Origin of the sequence: Clostridium sp. UBA5119 (assembly GCF_002414285.1) — a bacterium.
GTDB lineage: Bacteria > Bacillota > Clostridia > Clostridiales > Clostridiaceae > Clostridium_J > Clostridium_J sulfidigenes.
The window spans coordinates 1-19,243 of sequence record NZ_DHYX01000059.1 but is presented as its reverse complement, the minus strand read 5'-3'; the positions used below and the strand labels follow the sequence as shown (position 1 = coordinate 19,243).

At 29.0% G+C, this 19,243-nt stretch carries 17 protein-coding genes and 1 pseudogene; 7 read left to right on the top strand and 11 right to left on the bottom strand.

The genetic code is table 11. The features are described from left to right. Positions 1 to 38: 38 nt before the first annotated feature. The 11 genes from B2671_RS09605 to rpmH form a co-directional block, all read right to left on the bottom strand. Positions 39 to 902, bottom strand: a complete 864-nt coding sequence (locus B2671_RS09605; RefSeq protein WP_346870216.1) for a ParB/RepB/Spo0J family partition protein — start codon at positions 900 to 902, stop codon at positions 39 to 41. 1 nt (position 903) lies between these two features. After that, positions 904 to 1,674 carry a ParA family protein gene (locus B2671_RS09600; RefSeq protein WP_035135527.1) on the bottom strand — a complete coding sequence of 257 codons (771 nt, stop codon included), beginning with the start codon at positions 1,672 to 1,674 and terminating at the stop codon, positions 904 to 906. Positions 1,675 to 2,058: 384 nt separating this feature from the next. Beyond that, the gene (locus B2671_RS09595; RefSeq protein WP_035135525.1) at positions 2,059 to 2,838 is read right to left on the bottom strand and encodes a ParB/RepB/Spo0J family partition protein; all 780 of its coding nucleotides are present in this window, start codon (positions 2,836 to 2,838) and stop codon (positions 2,059 to 2,061) included. Positions 2,839 to 2,942: 104 nt separating this feature from the next. Continuing rightward, positions 2,943 to 3,662, bottom strand: coding sequence for a 16S rRNA (guanine(527)-N(7))-methyltransferase RsmG (gene rsmG / locus B2671_RS09590; RefSeq protein WP_346870215.1), 720 nt, complete (start codon positions 3,660 to 3,662; stop codon positions 2,943 to 2,945). Between the two features lie 154 nt (positions 3,663 to 3,816). Next, positions 3,817 to 5,706, bottom strand: a complete 1,890-nt coding sequence (gene mnmG, locus B2671_RS09585; RefSeq protein WP_346870214.1) for a tRNA uridine-5-carboxymethylaminomethyl(34) synthesis enzyme MnmG — start codon at positions 5,704 to 5,706, stop codon at positions 3,817 to 3,819. Between the two features lie 10 nt (positions 5,707 to 5,716). Beyond that, a complete protein-coding gene (mnmE, locus tag B2671_RS09580; protein WP_346870213.1) occupies positions 5,717 to 7,093 on the bottom strand; it encodes a tRNA uridine-5-carboxymethylaminomethyl(34) synthesis GTPase MnmE in 1,377 nt (458 codons plus the stop codon). Positions 7,094 to 7,192: 99 nt separating this feature from the next. Continuing rightward, positions 7,193 to 7,819 carry an RNA-binding cell elongation regulator Jag/EloR gene (jag, locus tag B2671_RS09575; RefSeq protein ID WP_346870212.1) on the bottom strand — a complete coding sequence of 209 codons (627 nt, stop codon included), beginning with the start codon at positions 7,817 to 7,819 and terminating at the stop codon, positions 7,193 to 7,195. Between the two features lie 38 nt (positions 7,820 to 7,857). Next, on the bottom strand, positions 7,858 to 8,517 hold the full coding sequence (gene yidC / locus B2671_RS09570; RefSeq protein WP_346870211.1) for a membrane protein insertase YidC: 660 nt from the start codon (positions 8,515 to 8,517) through the stop codon (positions 7,858 to 7,860). Between the two features lie 21 nt (positions 8,518 to 8,538). Beyond that, entirely contained in the window at positions 8,539 to 8,751 is a 213-nt protein-coding gene (gene yidD / locus B2671_RS09565) for a membrane protein insertion efficiency factor YidD (protein WP_414632068.1), read from the bottom strand. Beyond that, entirely contained in the window at positions 8,720 to 9,079 is a 360-nt protein-coding gene (gene rnpA, locus B2671_RS09560; RefSeq protein WP_346870210.1) for a ribonuclease P protein component, read from the bottom strand. Before rnpA ends, yidD begins: the two co-directional genes overlap by 32 nt. Before the next feature lie 53 nt (positions 9,080 to 9,132). Further along, on the bottom strand, positions 9,133 to 9,267 hold the full coding sequence (rpmH, locus tag B2671_RS09555; RefSeq protein ID WP_035135513.1) for a 50S ribosomal protein L34: 135 nt from the start codon (positions 9,265 to 9,267) through the stop codon (positions 9,133 to 9,135). Positions 9,268 to 9,844: 577 nt separating this feature from the next. Between rpmH and dnaA the strand changes: the two genes are divergently transcribed. From dnaA to gyrA, 7 genes and pseudogenes are all read left to right on the top strand, one after another. After that, positions 9,845 to 11,197, top strand: a complete 1,353-nt coding sequence (gene dnaA, locus B2671_RS09550) for a chromosomal replication initiator protein DnaA (protein WP_346870209.1) — start codon at positions 9,845 to 9,847, stop codon at positions 11,195 to 11,197. Positions 11,198 to 11,459: 262 nt separating this feature from the next. Next, the gene (dnaN, locus tag B2671_RS09545) at positions 11,460 to 12,566 is read left to right on the top strand and encodes a DNA polymerase III subunit beta (RefSeq protein ID WP_346870208.1); all 1,107 of its coding nucleotides are present in this window, start codon (positions 11,460 to 11,462) and stop codon (positions 12,564 to 12,566) included. A 14-nt stretch (positions 12,567 to 12,580) separates the two neighbouring features. Beyond that, positions 12,581 to 12,787 carry a S4 domain-containing protein YaaA gene (yaaA, locus tag B2671_RS09540; protein WP_346870207.1) on the top strand — a complete coding sequence of 69 codons (207 nt, stop codon included), beginning with the start codon at positions 12,581 to 12,583 and terminating at the stop codon, positions 12,785 to 12,787. 137 nt (positions 12,788 to 12,924) lie between these two features. Further along, on the top strand, positions 12,925 to 14,019 hold the full coding sequence (gene recF, locus B2671_RS09535; protein WP_346870206.1) for a DNA replication/repair protein RecF: 1,095 nt from the start codon (positions 12,925 to 12,927) through the stop codon (positions 14,017 to 14,019). Between the two features lie 20 nt (positions 14,020 to 14,039). Next, complete coding sequence (remB, locus tag B2671_RS09530) at positions 14,040 to 14,303, top strand: extracellular matrix regulator RemB (protein WP_035135503.1); 264 nt, start codon at positions 14,040 to 14,042, stop codon at positions 14,301 to 14,303. A gap of 20 nt (positions 14,304 to 14,323) precedes the next feature. Next, positions 14,324 to 16,212 (top strand): annotated as a pseudogene (gyrB, locus tag B2671_RS09525) (DNA topoisomerase (ATP-hydrolyzing) subunit B). A gap of 30 nt (positions 16,213 to 16,242) precedes the next feature. Beyond that, the gene (gene gyrA, locus B2671_RS09520) at positions 16,243 to 18,804 is read left to right on the top strand and encodes a DNA gyrase subunit A (protein ID WP_346870205.1); all 2,562 of its coding nucleotides are present in this window, start codon (positions 16,243 to 16,245) and stop codon (positions 18,802 to 18,804) included. Positions 18,805 to 19,243: the final 439 nt, after the last annotated feature.

Below are 19,243 nucleotides of genomic sequence, written 5' to 3'. Positions count from 1 at the left end.
AAGCATTCATCCTCTCTAAAAATGTTTCACGTGAAACATTATATATTTAAAATTTCTATTATTCTTTGTAAATCTTCTGGAGAATAATATTCTATTTCTATTTTTCCTTTATTTTTAGAATTATTACTTATACATACTTTTGTATTAAAATGATTTTCTAATTTTGTTCTTATGTCTTTGTAATATATATCATTTTCTGATTTATTATTTATTTTTTTATACTTATTATTTTCATCTTTATAATAATTTCTAACTAGCAATTCAGTTTGTCTAACATTTAGGTTTTCATCAATAACTTTCTGGGCAACTACATATTGATCTTCTTTATTTTCTAATGCTAATATTGCTCTCCCATGTCCTTCTGATAAAACACCTTCAATTAAATACCCCTGTATTCTTTCATCAAGATTTAGTAATCTTAATGAATTGGCAATAGCACTTCTAGATTTTGAAACCCGTTTACTTATTTCTTCTTGAGTCAAATTAAAATCATTTAATAACTTATTATATGCTGTAGCTTCCTCTATAGGATTTAAATCTTCTCTAATTATATTTTCTATTAAAGAAATTTGTACAACCTCTACATCAGACAATTCCTTAATAATTATTGGTACTTCTTTTAAATTTAATAATTTTGCTGCTCTCCATCTACGTTCACCTGCAATTATTAAATAAAACTGATTTTCTTTTCTTACTACAATAGGTTGTATTATACCATGTTCCTTAATAGAATTTGCTAATTCTATTAACTTTTCATTATCAAAATGCTTTCGCGGCTGATCCTTATTAGGCTTAATTAAATTTATGTCTATACTTATAACCTGTTCATTATTACTGTCCTGAAAGTCATTTTCAGGAATTAATGAAGATAATCCTTTTCCTAAAACTCCTGCTTTCTTCATGCTATTTTCCTCCTTGTCTACTAATAAACTCCTCCGTTAAAGCTTCAAATGCTTCTGATCCCTTACATTTATCATCATATAGCATGATAGGAAGTCCAAAACTAGGTGACTCTGCTAATTTAACATTTCTTGGTATGAAAGTATCATATACCTTATCATTAAAGTACTTTTTAATTTCTTCAACTACTTCATTACATAATCTAGTTCTACTATCATACATACTCATGATTACACCTTCAATTTCAAGACCAGTATTTAAATATCTCTTAATTAATTGTATAGTACTCATCAATTGTCCTACACCTTCAAGAGCATAAAACTCACATTGGATTGGTATTAAAACTGAGTCAGATGCCGTTAACGCATTAATAGTTAATACACCTAACGATGGTGGACAGTCTATAAATATATAGTCATAATCATCTTTTATTTCATCAATTTTATTTTTTAAAACTTTTTCTCTTTGATCCTGACTTATAACTTCAACTTCAGCTGCTGCTAGAGTCATAGTTGAAGGTGCAATATAGAAATTATCTACTATTTCACTTTTTTTGATAATTTCTTTTAATGAAACATTACTTGTTAAAACGTCATACATAGAACAATGTATTTTTCTTTTATCTAATCCTATACCACTAGTTGTATTTCCTTGAGGATCTATGTCTATAGACAGAACTTTATATCCATTCATTGCTAAGTACGAACATAAATTTATATTAGTAGTTGTTTTTCCAACTCCCCCTTTTTGATTGAAAATACATATTACCTTCATATTCTCCCCCCTTACCTATAGTAGATTTTGTTTTAAATTACTTTATATTAGAAACTTTATATTACTAATAATTTTAATCATTATAAATTAATTTACCTATGTATTTATATTATATATTGATACAGGTTTTATTTAAAGTAATTATTACATAAATTAATAAGTATTTATTTTTTTATAAACATATTTAGATAAATTTACTATTTTAGATACTATTGATAATAATATTGTATAAATTTATTGTGCAATTTTTATATAAGTACTTCAATTCATATATTTATTGAAATTTTATTTATTCAAACTAACTTTAATTATGTAAAATTAATTGTTCAATAAAAGACTACAAAATGTTTCACGTGAAACATTTTGTAGTCTTTTATAAAAGTATTATTTCTTTTTTATTGTTATAGTAACTTGTATACTATCATCTAATTCCTTGGATCTATATTTAGCTTCTACCCCATATTTATCAAAAACTTGCTTTACAGTGTTAATATATATAGCTGGACTAAATGATCCTTTTATTCTCTTTTTACCATCTGATGCAACTTCAGTATGAGCTAATTTAAGTAATTCCCTATCTATAAGTTCTTCTGTTTTTTTAACATTTAGCCCATTTTTTATTACAATTTCTAATACTTCATTACGCAACTCATCAGTTGGTATTTTTAATAATGCTCTAGCATGTCTCTCTGTCAATTTATTGTCGATTATTGTACTAATTATTTTTTCATCTAACTTTAAAATTCTAAGCTTATTTGCTATTGTAGATTGTTTCTTACCTATAACCTCAGATAATTGCTCCTGAGTGTAAGAATGTACTTTAATTAAATTATGATATGCTAACGCTTCTTCATAGAAATTTAAATCTTCTCTTTGTAAATTTTCTAATAATGCAATTGCAGCAGAATCCTTATCATTAATATTAGCTATTATAGCTGGGACTTTTGATAATCCAGCTTCTTTAGCTGCTCTTAATCTTCTTTCACCTGCGATTAGCTCATAATTATTCTCATCTATTTTCCTAACTGATAAAGGTTGAATTATTCCATAAACCTTTATTGATTGTGCAAGCTCTTGTATTGATTCTTCATCAAATACTTTTCTTGGCTGATAAAGGTTAGGACTTATTGAATCAACCGCTATATAATTAATAGTATTTTCCATTTTATACCATCCTTTTATGAAATTCCTTATCTTTAATTAAAATTCTATATTAATCTCAAAATTCCTCTTTATATTTAACAATTAATATAAATATTTCTAGAAATTTATTTTATAGGATTTTTATTTGCTGTTCCAGCTTTTCTTGGATACTTTTTAGGTGTATCTTTAATCTTTTTTATAACTAACAAATTATGTTTAAGATCACTACCTGCAATATTAACCTCTATTATTTCTTGAATATGCCCACCTAATACTTTAAGTGCTACTTTAGAATCTTTTATTTCATCTTCTATAGCTGGTCCTTTTAATGCTACAAAATATCCACCAACCTTCACGAAAGGTAAACATAGCTCTAATAAAACCGTTAAATTTGCAACAGCTCTAGATACAGCTAAATCGAATTCTTCTCTGTATTCTGCCTTTTGTGCAAAGTCCTCTGCTCTACCATGAATGGTTTCTATATCTTTTAACTCTAATTTGTCAATAACTTCATTTAAAAAATTTATTCTTTTATTTAAAGAATCTAAAAGCACCATAGAAGACTCGGGCTTTACTATTTTCATAGGAATTCCTGGAAATCCTCCTCCTGTTCCTATATCTATAATTTTCTTAGCTTCTCTTACATATGGATATTCAAATACTTTAATAGAATCAATAAAGTGCTTTTTTATAATTTCCTCATCTTCTGTTATTGCTGTTAAATTAATTTTTTCATTCCACTCTTTAATTAATGCCTTATATTGAATAAAGTTATTATACATTGTTTCATCAAAGATTAATCCTTCATTCTCACAAGCTTCTTTCAACATATCAAAATACTCCATTTTAATCCTCCGTATAATTAATTAAGTTTTATATATTTTAATAAACTTTTATGTATATATTTCTATTTTAAACTAATACCTACTAATTATAAACCTAAATAATTAGTAGGTATTAATAAATACTTATTTCTTTTATTCTTAAATATTGTATATATTAATTGTCTATTTTTAAACTTCTTCTTCTTTGCTCAAGAAATATTAATAGAACATTTATATCTGCTGGAGATACTCCAGAAATTCTAGATGCTTGACCTATATTTACTGGTTTTATTGAATCTAATTTTTGAATAGCCTCTGTCCTTAATCCTTTAACTTTAGTATAGTCTAAATTTTCTGGTATAAATTTATTTTCATATTTAGTAAATTGACTAATTTGTTCTAATTGTTTTATTATATAGCCTTCATATTTAGATACTATATTAACTTGCTCCGTAACTTGTCTACTAAGTTCTTTTCTTTCCGGATCTAGGTCCTTAATATTGTAATAATCTAATTCTGAACGTTTAATTAATTCATATAATGAAGTTGGTTTTTTAAGTTCTGCAGAACCCATTTTTAATAAAAATTCATTTACTTCTTTTTTACCCGTTATTTGAAGATTTTTCAATCTTTCTATTTCTACATCTATATCTTCTTTTTTCTTAATGAATTCCTTATATCTTTCATCTTTAACTAATCCAACTTGATAACCAATTTCCGTTAACCTTAAATCAGCATTATCTTGTCTTAGTAAAAGTCTATATTCAGACCTTGAAGTCATCATTCTATAAGGTTCATTGGTTCCTTTTGTAACTAAATCATCTACTAAAACTCCTATATAAGCATCAGATCTTTTTAAAATTAAAGGCTCCTTTCCTTTAACTTTAAGAGATGCATTTATTCCTGCAAGAATTCCTTGTCCTGCTGCTTCTTCATAACCAGAACTTCCATTTACCTGTCCTGCTGAAAATAATCCATCTATATGCTTAAACTCTAATGATAATTTTAATTGTGTAGGATCTATGCAATCATATTCTATTGCATACCCAGTTCTCATTACCTCTACATTTTCAAGTCCTTCTATTGTTCTTAAAAACTCTAATTGTACATCCTCTGGAAGAGAACTACTCATTCCTTGAACATACATTTCTTCAGTACTTTCTCCTTCTGGTTCTATAAACAATTGATGTCTTTCTTTATCTCTAAATCTTATTACTTTATCTTCAATGGATGGACAATATCTTGGTCCTGTGCTTTTTATAGATCCATTATAAAGTGGTGATCTATCTATATTTTTTAATATTACATCATGGGTTTTACTATTGGTATAAGTTAGATAACAAGATACCTGTGATCTTTGTATATCTCCACTCATAAATGAAAATGGAACTACATCTTTATCACCCTTTTGCTCTTCCATTTTAGAAAAATCTACTGATCTAGCATTAATTCTTGCTGGTGTTCCTGTCTTAAACCTTCTTAATGTAATCCCTAAATCTATTAATGATTTAGATAACTCATTAGCCGGAAATAATCCACTAGGTCCTTCATTTACCACTACTTCACCTATTATTACCTGTGATTTCAAATAAGTACCGCTTGTTAAAATAACTGATTTACAATTAAAGTAAGCTCCATACTTAGTTAGAATACCTTTAACTACGTTGTTTGGTGCATCAATACTTACAACCTCAAGTTGTTTTAAATCTAAATTAGGCTCTGTCTCTATCACATGTTTCATTCTTTCAGAGTATCTCTTTTTATCTGCTTGAGCTCTAAGTGAATGAACTGCTGGACCTTTAGATATGTTAAGCATTCTAGACTGAATGTAAGTATCATCTATATTTCTTCCCATCTCTCCACCTAATGCATCAACCTCTCTAACTAAATGACCCTTTGCGGTACCCCCAATATTAGGGTTACATGGCATAAGCGCTAAACTATCAAGATTAAGTGTACACATTAAAGTTTTTAATCCCATTCTAGCCGTAGCTAAAGCAGCCTCACAACCAGCATGACCAGCTCCTACTACAACTACATCATAATCTCCTGCTAAGTATTTCATTATTTCACCTCTATTTACCTAGACAAAAATCTTTAAATATTTTATCTATAATATTTTCTTCTAATGAATCTCCTGTAATCTCACCTAAAAATGTCCAAGCATTTCTAATATCAATAGATGCAAGGTCAATAGCAAAAGTATAATTTAAAGTATTTATAGCACTCTCAATGCATTCATAAGCTCTTAAAAGAGCTTCTTTATGCCTTGTATTAGTTATTATAACATTGTTAGTACTAATTTCTCCTTTGAAGAACATATCTTTAATAGCTGTCCTAACCTCATCTATACCTTTACCCGTTTTAGCTGAAATACTATATATATTGGTACAATTAATATTTTCTAAATCCTTTTGAGTAATTTTGCTATTTAAATCACTCTTGTTTAATAATATCATATATTTTTTATTACTTATATGATTAATAATTTCCTTATCTTCCTCAGTTAACTCATTGCTAGAATCTAATATAAGAATAATTAAATCCGCATCATTAATTTTAGCTCTTGATCTTTCTACACCTATTTTCTCTACTACATCATCTGTTTCTCTTATTCCTGCAGTATCAATAATCTTTATTGGAATTCCAGAAATATTTATATATTCCTCTATAACATCTCTTGTAGTGCCAGGTATATCTGTAACTATAGCTCTATTTTCTTTAGTTAATGCATTTAAAAGCGATGATTTTCCTACATTAGGCTTACCTACAATTACGGTACTTAATCCTTCTCTTAATATTTTTCCTTCTTCAGCAGTTTCTATAAACTCTTTTATTTCTTTTTTTATTATATCTAAATCCCTTATAGCCATTTCAGATGTTACTTCTTCTAAATCATCTTCTGGATAATCTACAGTAGCCTCTATATGTGCAATTGTTGATAATAACTTTTCTCTTAATCCTCGGATTTCCTTGGAAATTAATCCTTCACTTTGCATTAATGCTGACTTCATACTTAAATCAGTTTTAGCATTAATTATATCAATCACAGCTTCAGCCTGCGATAAATCTATTCTCCCATTTAAAAAAGCTCTTTTAGTAAATTCTCCTGGTTCAGCAATCCTAACCCCTTGCTTTATAACCTGTTCTAAAACCTTGTTTGTAGCAACTACCCCACCATGACAATTTATTTCTATAGTATCCTCTGCTGTAAAACTTCTAGGTCCCTTCATAAAAGAAACTATAACCTCATCAATGTGATTGTTATTTTCATCTATTATATACCCATATTTCATGGTATAACTTTTCATATCTTTAATTGATTGACCATTTTTAGCTTGAAATATTTTCTCAACAACATCTTTAGCCTTGTCTCCAGAAATTCTTACAATGGCAATGCCACCTTCTCCTATACTTGTTGATATAGCACCTATTGTATCAAAATCCTTCATGTTAGTCCCTCCTTTTTTATATTACAACATAACTTAATATAAATTGTACCCACAAATCACTATTGTATCACACTACTTGAAAATATAAAAAGAAAGCCGCTAGGCTTTCTTTAATTCAATAACTACTCTTCTATAAGGCTCATCACCCTCACTATGGGTAGTTACATATGCATTGTTTTGCAAAGTTGAATGAATAACTCTTCTTTCATATGGGTTCATAGGTTCTAATTTTAAAGTCTTTCCATTAATTCTTACCTTATCTCCCATTTTAAGTGCCAATTTTTTAAGTGTTTCCTGTCTGTTTTGTCTATAATTAACAGTATCAAGAATTACTCTCTTGTATGTTTCATCATGATTCTTATTAACCACTAAGCTCAGTAAGTATTGAAGAGAGTCTAAAGTTTCTCCTCTATACCCTATTAATACCCCCATATTAGGCCCTACTAAATTAATATTTATTTCATTATTTTCTTCTTTTATATGAATCTCAGCTTTTACATTCATAGCATTAAGAATCTCTCTTAAGAACTTTTTAGCATCACCTATATAATCTCTCTTTAGTCTCACCTTAACTTTTGCTGGCTTAACCCCTATTATATTTAAAAATCCTTTACTACCTTCTTCTAATACTTCTATAGTAACTTTTTCTTCTGTAACATTTAATTCTCTTAAGGCATTCTGTATAGCTTCTTCAGCAGTCCTACCAATTATTTCAATACTTTTCATGCTTTAGATACCGCCCTTCCAATAATAAAATGATTTTATTATGCCGATTTAGTACTAGGCTTTTTATAAATTTTATTTAATATTAAAGATTGTGCCATTTGGATTAAGTTTCCTACTGTCCAGTAAAGTACTAATGCTCCTGGAAATTGTAATGACATAAATCCAAAGAAAATTGACATACCAATATTCATCATATTAGTTTGCTTAGCTGCATCTCCAGTAGCAGGTTGCATAGCCTTACTAGAAAAATATGTTGTTAAACCTGAAACTATTGGTAATATCATTGTTGGATCTTTTTGTGCTAAATCTGGCATCCATAAAAATCCAGCTCCTTGATAATCTATTGATTTAAACACATAAAACAATGCTATCATAATTGGAAACTGAATAAGCATTGGTAAACATCCACCAAACATGGACACATTATTTTCTTTATATACTTTCATTATTTCAGTCTGCTGTCTTTGAGGATCGTTTTTATACTTTTCTTGAACCTTTTTAATTTCAGGCTGAATTGCACTCATTTTAGCCGTAGATTTAGTTTGTTTTAGCGATAATGGTAATAAACATATTCTTGCAAGCAATGTAAATATTATTATTGCAATACCGAATGATATGTCTGGATTTGTTGTAATTAACTGAACAAATTTATGAACCGATTTAAATACTTCTACAAATATACCAGATAAGTAATTCAAATTAACCCCTCCTAATACTTTCTATTTAACAGGATCATATCCTCCCTTATGATAAGGATGACACCGTAAAATTCTCTTAATAGCCATAAAACCTCCTTTGATTGCGCCATATTTTTCGATAGCTTGAATTGCATATAAGGAACAGCTTGGTTCAAATATGCAACATGGCGCTTTCATAGGAGATATATATTTTCTATAACATTTAATTACTAATAGTAATATTTTTTTCAACATTATTAAGCCCTGATTTCTTAAATAAATATTTAACCGAGTTTTCAATTTCTTTATAACTCTTATCCTTTGAAGCACTTCTTGCAACAAAGACTAGATCATGCCCCTGCTTTAATCCTTGTTTATTTAATCTAACACTTTCACTTATAAGTCTCTTTACTCTGCTACGAACTACACTCTTCCCTACTTTTTTACTTACAGATATTCCTACCCTATTAATTCCTTTATTGTTTTTGAATACGTATAACACTAATAAAGATGTAGATAACGATTTCCCTCTTCTATATACTAATCTAAACTCAGGGTTTTTTCTTAGCCTTTCTTCTTTCATAGTTCTATGTTGCTCTCTTTCTTAATTACAGAAAAAGGCCACATTAGCGGCCCTTATGCTGTCAATTTTTTTCTTCCTTTTTGTCTTCTTCTCTTAAGAACAGTTCTTCCAGAAGCAGTACTCATTCTTTTTCTGAATCCATGCTCTTTCTTTCTGTGTCTTTTTTTAGGTTGGTAAGTCATGAACATGTGCTTGCACCCCCTTCATCTTATATGTCATTTATAGTAATTAAATTATCACTACTTTATAAGTTTCACTATTAGATTATAAATGTAAGTAACTCTTATGTCAAGATAACTATTTAGAACATTTTCTAACATTATTAATATGTCATTTTTTTGTGTTTTTAAACCCCCTTGTTAATAAAAGTTCCACAAAACTATTTTTTTTGTGGATAACTTATTGAATAGCATGCAATCTTTTGATATCATTATGTATGGATGTTGATAAGTTATTTTTCGAACAAGTTATACACAATCTGTTGATTATTCTGTGAATAACTCTTATTTTTTCTCTTTTTTTTGTGTTTTTACATGAAATTTTAATGTTTTTCACCACTTTTGCCTGTGTATAACTTATAATTATATATTGTTAGTAAGTATAATTTACTATTTATTAAAACACAAATTATAAACATGTGAATAAAAATTTTAACAATGGTAAACAACTTTATATGTATCTATTATTCTGTTGATACTCTTGTGGATTTTTATCTCTTTTCTATTATTAACTATAGATATAACTATTTTAAGAGGAGGATATAAAATGAACACCTATGTAAATGAAATTTGGGAAAAAGCCTTAGAAATACTTAAAGCTGAACTGACCGAAGTAAGTTTTAATACTTGGATAAAAAGTATTGACCCACTAAAAATGACTGATTCAACTATAACTCTTGGTGTTCGTAATGACTTCACTAAGGATATCCTAGAGAATAGATATAAAGACCTAATAAAAAATTCTATTCAAGCAGCATGCAATAAATCATATTCAATAAACTTTGTTATAAGCTCTGAGGAAGCTTCTGATTTGGATACATCAACCTCTAAGCATGCAAATAATAAACATAATTTAATTGTAAATGATGAAATGTCAGCAATCCTAAATCCTAAATATACCTTTGATTCTTTCGTCATAGGAAATAGTAATAGGTTTGCTCATGCAGCTTCTTTAGCTGTAGCAGAGTCTCCAGCTAAGGCTTATAACCCACTATTTATTTATGGAGGAGTTGGACTTGGAAAAACACACTTAATGCATGCTATTGGGAGTTACATACAGACAGTTAATTCAAAGTCTAAAGTGGTTTATGTTTCATCAGAAAAATTTACAAATGAGCTTATTAATTCTATTAAAGATGATAAAAATGTTGAATTTAGGAATAAATACAGAAATGTAGATGTACTTCTTATTGACGATATTCAATTTATAGCAGGTAAAGAATCTACTCAAGAAGAGTTCTTTCATACCTTTAATGCTCTGCATGATGCTAATAAACAAATAATACTATCAAGTGATAGACCTCCTAAGGAAATTCCTACATTAGAAGACAGGTTAAGATCTAGATTTGAATGGGGACTTATAGCTGATATACAACCGCCTGACTTTGAAACTAGAATTGCTATACTAAAAAAGAAGGCTGATGTAGAAAATTTAAATATTCCTAATGAAGTTATGGTATATATAGCTACACAAATTAAGTCTAACATAAGAGAACTAGAGGGTGCTCTTATAAGAATAGTTGCCTATTCTTCTTTAACAAATAAAGATATAAGTGTAGATTTAGCATCTGAAGCTCTAAAAGATATAATATCAAACAGGAATTCAAGGCAAGTTACTATTGAATTAATTCAAGATATAGTTTCTAGTTATTATAACTTAAAGGTAGATGACTTCAAATCTGCAAGAAGAACTAGAAATGTTGCTTTTCCAAGACAAATTGCTATGTACCTTTCAAGAAAGCTTACAGATACTTCTCTTCCCAAGATAGGTGAAGAATTTGGCGGTAGAGATCATACTACAGTAATTCATGCATATGAAAAAATTTCTCAGAACCTAAAGAAAGATGAAAGCCTTCAATCAGCTATAGCTGAATTAAGTAAAAGAATTAATCAGAAGTAATTAATAACATTTGTTAATAATAATTAAAAGATTTATTGTGGATTACTTTTCAAAAAAAATATATTCTTAATACTGTGGATAACTACTTAATTTCAAAATTAGTTTATCCACAATTTATTTTACACAGAAATTGTGGATATCATTAGCCTAGAAGTACTTATCAACAAATCAACAGCCCCTACTACTACTACTACTAAATATTATTTAATTATCTAAGCTATTTATAGTAATTTTATATGTGTATAAGGAGGAGGATTTTTATATGAAATTCTTAATAGAAAAAAGCTTATTACAAGAAGCAATTTCAGATGTTCAAAAAGCTATTACAGGTAAATCAACATTGCCTATACTTCAAGGTATATATCTATCTGCAAAAGATGGATTACTAACTTTAATTGGATCTGATATAGAAGTTAGCATAGAAACAAAAATACCAGCCAATATTATAGAAGAAGGTGAAGTCGTTCTTGACTCTAAAATATTTGGCGAGATTATAAGGAAACTACCTAACGATATAGTTGAAATAACTGAAATCAATAGTAATGAGGTAGAACTAAAGTGCCAAAAATCTAATGTTCAATTAGTATACTTAAATCCAAAAGAATATCCAACGGTACCGAGCATAGAAGAAGATGTGGTGCTATCTGTATCTCAAAAAACTTTAAAAAACATGATAAAATCAACTATTTTTGCTATTGCTCAAGATGATACAAGACCTATATTGACAGGGATATTACTTCAAGTTAAAGAAAATAAACTAAATATGGTTGCACTAGATGGATTTAGAGTAGCCTTAAAAAGTGAATCCATGGATTGTAAATCTAATAAGGAATCAGTTATACCAGGAAAAACACTTAATGAAGTTTCTAAAATTCTTAAAGATACTGATGATGTTGTACAAATTACATTTACAAAGAATCACATATTATTTAATTTTGGAAATACTAAAGTCGTCTCTAGATTATTAGAGGGGGATTTTATTAAATATGAATCTATCATTCCTAAGGAACATAATTTAAAAGTTACGGTTAACAGAAATGAAATTTTAGGTTGTATAGAAAGAGCTTCACTTATGGCGAAGGATGGAAACACTAATCTTGTAAAATTTGATATTTCTGATGATACCCTAGTTGTAACATCGAATTCTCAATTGGGAAAGGCTAGAGAAGAAGTTCAAATAATATTGCAAGGAGAGGGGATAAAAATTGCATTTAACTCTAAATATTTAATTGATGTATTTAAAATAATGGAAGAGGAAAATATAATCATGGAATTTACATCTACGGTTTCTCCTTGTGTAATAAGAAATCAAGATAACGATAACAGTGTTTATTTATTACTTCCAGTAAGAGTTGCCAATAATAATTAGGATGTGAGAAATATATGGTAGAAATAAAAATAGATACAGAATTTATAAAGCTAGACTCATTTTTGAAGTTTACTGGAGCTACTACCTTAGGGTCAGAAGCTAAATTTTATATACAAAATGAAGATGTTAAGGTTAATGGTGAAGTGGAAGTAAGAAGAGGAAAAAAGCTATATAGAGGTGATAAAATAGAATTTCAAGAAGAAGAATATATTATTGTATAAAACATTAGGCTGATAAGTATTTCAGCCTTTTGAGTTTTATAGTTATTATAATTAAGAGATTTAGCTATATTTATATTTTTACAGTAATTTTCACACTTAGAATGTATATTATGATATAATTTTAGGTGGGTGTTTTTATGTATGTTAGATATTTGAATTTAATAAATTTTAGAAATTATAAAAATGTGACCTTAGAATTATGTGATGGAACTAATGTTTTTCAAGGTGATAATGCTCAAGGAAAAACTAATATACTTGAGTCGCTATACTATTCGAGTGTTGGAAAATCACATAGAACTAATAAAGATAAAGAACTTATATATTGGGACAGTAACGAGGCCTATATTAGTGCTTATGTGGTAAAAGAACGTTTAGATAAAAAAATCAATATAAAACTTTTTAAAGATGGAAAAAAAGCTATAAATATAAACTCAATAAAAATAACTAAGCTACAAGATATGGTAGGTGTTGTTAATGTAGTTATATTTTCTCCAGAAGATTTAGATATTGTTAAGAATTCGCCATCATTCAGAAGGCGATTTTTAGATATTGAACTTTGCAAACTGGACAAAAAATACTACCATTATCTATCTTCATATAAAAAAGTTTTAAATGAAAGAAACATTATATTAAAGAAATTTAGCGCTGACATAGATATGATAGATATATATGATATTAGATTAGCTGAATTTGGGAGTTACATAATAGCTCAAAGAATTAAGTATATAGAAAAATTAAATGAATTCTCTAAAAAAATTCACAGCGATATAACTCAGGGAAGTGAGTTTATTAAATTTAATTATATAATGCAGCTTAAGGGTGTTGATAATCTGCAAGAAGAGTTATATAACCTACTTAAAAGTAATAGAAAAAAAGACCTAGAGAAAAAAATTACATCTGTAGGACCACATAGAGATGATTTTTCTATATTTATAAATGATATAGACGTGAAGATATTTGGATCGCAAGGTCAGCAAAGAACTTCTGTTTTGACGATAAAATTTGCATCATTGCGAATAATAAAAGAATTAATAGGAGAATATCCATTGTTATTACTTGATGACGTATTGTCTGAACTAGATACAAAAAGGCAAGAATATATATTGAGATCTATAAATGGAATTCAAACCTTAATAACATGTACAGGAATTACAGGAATAAAAAAATATTTAAAAGGTAATAACATGAAAATATTCAATGTTGAAAAAGGAAGCGTACAAGAAATAATGTGATGGAGTTAGGGGGAAATACTATGTTTTTACACTTAGGAGAAAGTATAGTTGTGCCAATTAAAGATATAATAGGTATTTTTGACATAGAATCTACTATGTATAGTCCAGACACTAGCCAGTTCATAAGGTTAGCAGAAGAAGATGGGTTTGTAGAACGTATAACTAGTGACAAACCTAAATCATTTATTATAGCTGAAGTAAACAAGAAGAGTAAGATTTATTTGTCACCTATATCATCATCTACTTTGTGTAAAAGGACTAATATGTCATACTGTGAACTTTAGGTTAAGTTAGGAGGATAGCTATGGTTAATAATGAAAAATATGATGAAAATCAGATACAAGTCCTTGAAGGACTTGAGGCAGTTAGAAAAAGGCCTGGAATGTATATTGGAAGTACTAGCATCAGAGGCCTACACCATTTAGTTTATGAGATTGTTGATAATAGTATAGATGAAGCGTTAGCGGGCTTTTGTGAAAGTATACAAGTTATTATTCATAAAGATAACTCAGTTACAGTAATAGATGATGGAAGAGGAATGCCAGTAGGCATACACCCCAAAATGCATATACCTACAATTGAAGTTATAATGACAGTACTTCACGCTGGTGGAAAATTTGGTGGCGGAGGATACAAGGTATCAGGAGGACTTCACGGGGTTGGAGCTTCTGTTGTTAATGCATTATCAGAGATTTGTCCAGTTACAGTAAAAAGAGATGGGCATATATGGTATCAAAGTTTTTCAAGAGGTAAGACTGTTACACCTTTTGATAAAATCGGAAATACTGATGATCATGGAACAATAATTCACTTTATGCCGGACGAAGAAATATTTGAAAGTATTGAATTTGAATATGATACATTGTCTCAAAGATTAAGAGAGTTAGCATTTCTTAATAAAGGTATAAATATCAAAATTACAGATGAAAGATATGAGAAAGAAAATAAGTTTCATTATGAAGGTGGGATAAAATCCTTNNTAAAGGGAAAATTCATAATGAACCAGTCTATATAGAAGGAATAAAAAATACAACTTCAGTAGAATTAGCATTTCAGTACAATGACACATATAACGAGAATTTATTTTCCTTTGCAAATAATATAGATACAGTTGAAGGTGGAACTCACTTAGTTGGCTTTAAGACAGCATTAACTAGAGTTCTTAATGATTATGCTAAAAAGTTTGGATTTTTAAAAGAAAATGATAAAAATCTAAGTGGAGAAGATGTTAGAGAAGGGTTAACAGCAGTTATATCTGTTAAGCTTACAGATCCTCAGTTTGAAGGTCAAACTAAGACTAAGCTTGGTAATAGTGAAGTAAGAGGAATAGTAGAATCGATAGTAGGAGATGTTGTAGGTTCATTTTTAGAAGAAAATCCTACTGTAGGTAAAAGCATTATAGAGAAGGGTTTAAATGCAGCTAGAGCTAGGGAAGCAGCTAAAAAGGCGCGTGAACTTACTAGAAGAAAATCAGTGCTTGAGAGTACAACTTTGCCAGGGAAACTTGCTGATTGTTCTTCTAAAGATCCATCTGAATGTGAAATTTATATAGTTGAGGGAGATTCTGCGGGGGGTTCTGCTAAGCAAGGAAGAGATAGGCGATTCCAAGCCATACTTCCCCTTAGAGGAAAGATAATGAATATAGAAAAGCAAAGGCTTGATAAGATATTAGCATCAGATACAATTAGATCTATGATAACTGCATTTGGTGGAGGCGTTGGTAAAGATTTTGATGTATCAAGGATTAGATATGATAGAGTGATAATAATGACAGATGCCGATGTAGATGGTGCTCACATCAGAACACTACTACTTACATTTTTCTATAGGTTTATGAGAGACCTTATAGACCTAGGACATGTATATATTGCACAGCCACCTCTTTATAAAGTTAAAAAGGGCAAGATTGAACAATATGCTTATAGTGATGATGAACTTGATAAGTTGTTAATAGAAATAGGTGGAAAAGATAGTAGTACAGATATACAAAGATATAAAGGTCTTGGAGAAATGAATCCAGAACAATTATGGAGCACAACAATGGACCCATCAGGAAGAATATTATTAAAAGTAAACGTTGAGGATGCTATGGCTGCTGATGAAATATTTACAATATTAATGGGGGATAAAGTTGATCCACGTAGAGAATTTATAAAAGAAAATGCTAAGAGAGTTAGTAATTTAGATATATAGTATTAGGCTATAGTAAAGGTAGGTGTAAATATGGACACTATAGATAAAATAATACCAGTTGATATAGAAAAAGAAATGAAAAAATCTTATATAGATTATGCTATGAGTGTTATTGTTGGAAGAGCATTACCCGATGTTAGAGATGGATTAAAGCCTGTTCATAGAAGAATTCTATACTCTATGCATGAGTTAGGAATAACTTATGAAAAAGGATATAGAAAGTGTGCAAGAATAGTCGGAGATGTACTTGGTAAATATCACCCACATGGTGATAGCTCAGTATATGATGCGTTAGTTAGAATGGCACAAAGTTTCTCAATAAGATATATGCTTGTTGATGGTCATGGGAATTTTGGTTCCGTTGATGGTGATGGAGCTGCAGCAATGAGATATACAGAAGCTAAGATGAGTAAAATTACAAGTCAAATGCTTAGAGATATTAATAAAGAAACGGTAGATTTTATGCCCAACTTTGATGGAGAAGAAAAAGAGCCAGTAGTATTACCTGCAAGATTTCCAACCTTGCTTGTAAATGGATCTTCAGGTATAGCAGTTGGTATGGCTACTAATATTCCACCTCATAATCTTACAGAAGTTATAAATGCAGTAATTATGCTTATTGATGATCCAGATGTTACTGTATCAGACTTTATGTCTGAGATTAAAGGACCAGACTTTCCTACTGGAGGAATGATACTTGGAAAGAGTGGAATTAGAAGTGCATATGAAACTGGTAGAGGAAAGGTTCTAGTTAGATCAAAAGCTGAAATAGAAGAGCATAAAGGTAGGAATAGAATAATAGTTACAGAAATACCTTATATGGTAAATAAAGCAAATCTTATAGAATCTATAGCAAATTTAGTTAAGGAAAAGAAAATAGATGGAATATCTGATTTAAGAGACGAATCAGATAGAGATGGAATGAGAATTGTTATAGAATTAAAAAGAGATGCTAATGCAAATGTTGTTTTAAATAGACTTTATAAACATACGAAGATGCAAGACACTTTTGGTATTATTATGCTTGCATTAGTTGATAATGAACCTAAAGTACTTAATTTAAAACAAATTTTAACACATTATTTAAATCACCAAAGAGATGTAATAACAAGAAGAACTATTTTTGATTTAGACAAAGCTAATGCTAGAGCTCATATTCTTGAGGGATTAAGAATTGCACTTGATCATATAGATGCAGTTATATCTTTAATTAGGGCGTCTAAAACAGCTCAAGAAGCTAAAGAGGGATTAATTGAAAAGTTTAATCTTTCAGAAAAGCAAGCACAAGCTATTTTAGATTTAAAATTGCAAAGATTAACAGGTCTGGAGAGAGATAAGATTGAAGATGAGTATAATGAACTAATGAAAACAATAGCTTATCTACAATCAATACTTAATAGTGAAGAAATTCTACTTAACATCATAAAAGATGAATTAATTGAAATAAAGACAAAGTATGGCGATGATAGAAGAACTCTTATAGAAAAAAATCCTTATAGCTTTGAGGATGAAGATTTAATTGATGATGATGATATAGTAATAACATTAACCCATGGAGGATATATCAAGCGTCTACCAGCTGATACCTATAATGCTCAAAAAAGAGGTGGAAGAGGTATTCAAGGGGTTACTACTAAGGAAGATGATTTTGTAGAGCATATTTTAATAACACCAACTTTAAATAATATACTATTCTTTACAAACAAAGGAAAGGTATATAAATTAAAGGGATATGAAATCCCAGAAGGTGGCAGAACTGCTAAGGGAACTAATATTGTTAATATGCTACCACTAGATCCAGATGAAAATATACAAGCAGTTATGTCTATAAGAACCTTTGATAGTGATAATTATCTCTTAATGGGTACTAAATCAGGAATGGTTAAAAAGACATCATTAGATAAGTTTGAAAACATTAGGAAGAATGGACTTAATGCTATTAACTTAAAAGAAGATGACGAAATTGTTGGAGTTAGAATAACTAAAGGTGATGATGAAGTATTATTTGTCACTAAGTATGGATACTCTATAAGATTTAGTGAAAAAGAAGTTAGAAATATGGGAAGAACTACTACAGGGGTTAAGGCTATAACATTAAGAGATGATGATATAGCTGTATCAATGATAATAGCAAAACCAGACGAAGAACTTCTTGTAATTAGTGAAAAAGGATTTGGTAAACGAACAGCTATAGAAAACTACACACTTCAAAGAAGAGGTGGAAAAGGAATCAAGACTTATAAGATATCAGAAAAGACAGGTAACGTGATTAGTGCTAGGGTAGTTAGAGATGTAGATGAAATTATGTTAATTAACAGTAATGGTATAATAATAAGAATTAACGTTAGTGATATATCTACAACTAGTAGAAATGCTATGGGAGTTACTCTTATGAAAACCGGAGAAGATGTAAATATAGTGGCTGTTGCAAAAATTAACTATAATAGTGAAGAAGAAAAGAATGAGGATAAACAAATGTCTATAGATGGAATTGTAGACAATGAAAATAACTTATCAGAAAACTCAGATGAAAGTGATAATTTAGAAGAGAGTAATGAACTTGAAAAAAGTAATGATAAGACTTTAGAGTAAATTGATTAATTTATTATCAAATAGAAAATGATTTTCTTAAAATGGAATTATCTATTTTAAGAAAGTCCTTTTCTTTTGTTTTGAAATACGTAAATTCATATATATTGTTAATTTAAATATAAGTAAAATATCCTATGTATATTATTAGCGATTTAAATAATACAAACACATATCCAAGTGTATCAATACATGAATAGTTAAGAAAAATAATGAAATTTAAAGATATATAGTTATAAATTTAGTTAATGGGATTTAATTATAAATAATTTACTAAATAATCATGATAAGATATGTTTTGTCGCTGAGCGATACAATGACAGTTAAACATCAAATCAAAATTAAAAGTTTTTGAAAAGTTGTTGACAATATAAAGTTTATGTAGTAAACTAAGAAAGTCGTTGATAGTAAGCGATAAATTAAATGGTCTTTGAAAATTAAA

Excerpts from the sequence above, each read along its gene's own strand:
- B2671_RS09605 (WP_346870216.1), bottom strand. The coding sequence starts at position 902 with ATGAAGAAAGCAGGAGTTTTAGGAAAAGGATTATCTTCATTAATTCCT.
- B2671_RS09600 (WP_035135527.1), bottom strand. The coding sequence starts at position 1,674 with ATGAAGGTAATATGTATTTTCAATCAAAAAGGGGGAGTTGGAAAAACA.
- B2671_RS09595 (WP_035135525.1), bottom strand. The coding sequence starts at position 2,838 with ATGGAAAATACTATTAATTATATAGCGGTTGATTCAATAAGTCCTAAC.
- rsmG (WP_346870215.1), bottom strand. The coding sequence starts at position 3,662 with ATGGAGTATTTTGATATGTTGAAAGAAGCTTGTGAGAATGAAGGATTA.
- mnmG (WP_346870214.1), bottom strand. The coding sequence starts at position 5,706 with ATGAAATACTTAGCAGGAGATTATGATGTAGTTGTAGTAGGAGCTGGT.
- mnmE (WP_346870213.1), bottom strand. The coding sequence starts at position 7,093 with ATGAAGGATTTTGATACAATAGGTGCTATATCAACAAGTATAGGAGAA.
- jag (WP_346870212.1), bottom strand. The coding sequence starts at position 7,819 with ATGAAAAGTATTGAAATAATTGGTAGGACTGCTGAAGAAGCTATACAG.
- yidD (WP_414632068.1), bottom strand. The coding sequence starts at position 8,751 with ATGTTGAAAAAAATATTACTATTAGTAATTAAATGTTATAGAAAATAT.
- rnpA (WP_346870210.1), bottom strand. The coding sequence starts at position 9,079 with ATGAAAGAAGAAAGGCTAAGAAAAAACCCTGAGTTTAGATTAGTATAT.
- rpmH (WP_035135513.1), bottom strand. The coding sequence starts at position 9,267 with ATGTTCATGACTTACCAACCTAAAAAAAGACACAGAAAGAAAGAGCAT.
- dnaA (WP_346870209.1), top strand. The coding sequence starts at position 9,845 with ATGAACACCTATGTAAATGAAATTTGGGAAAAAGCCTTAGAAATACTT.
- dnaN (WP_346870208.1), top strand. The coding sequence starts at position 11,460 with ATGAAATTCTTAATAGAAAAAAGCTTATTACAAGAAGCAATTTCAGAT.
- yaaA (WP_346870207.1), top strand. The coding sequence starts at position 12,581 with ATGGTAGAAATAAAAATAGATACAGAATTTATAAAGCTAGACTCATTT.
- recF (WP_346870206.1), top strand. The coding sequence starts at position 12,925 with ATGTATGTTAGATATTTGAATTTAATAAATTTTAGAAATTATAAAAAT.
- remB (WP_035135503.1), top strand. The coding sequence starts at position 14,040 with ATGTTTTTACACTTAGGAGAAAGTATAGTTGTGCCAATTAAAGATATA.
- gyrA (WP_346870205.1), top strand. The coding sequence starts at position 16,243 with ATGGACACTATAGATAAAATAATACCAGTTGATATAGAAAAAGAAATG.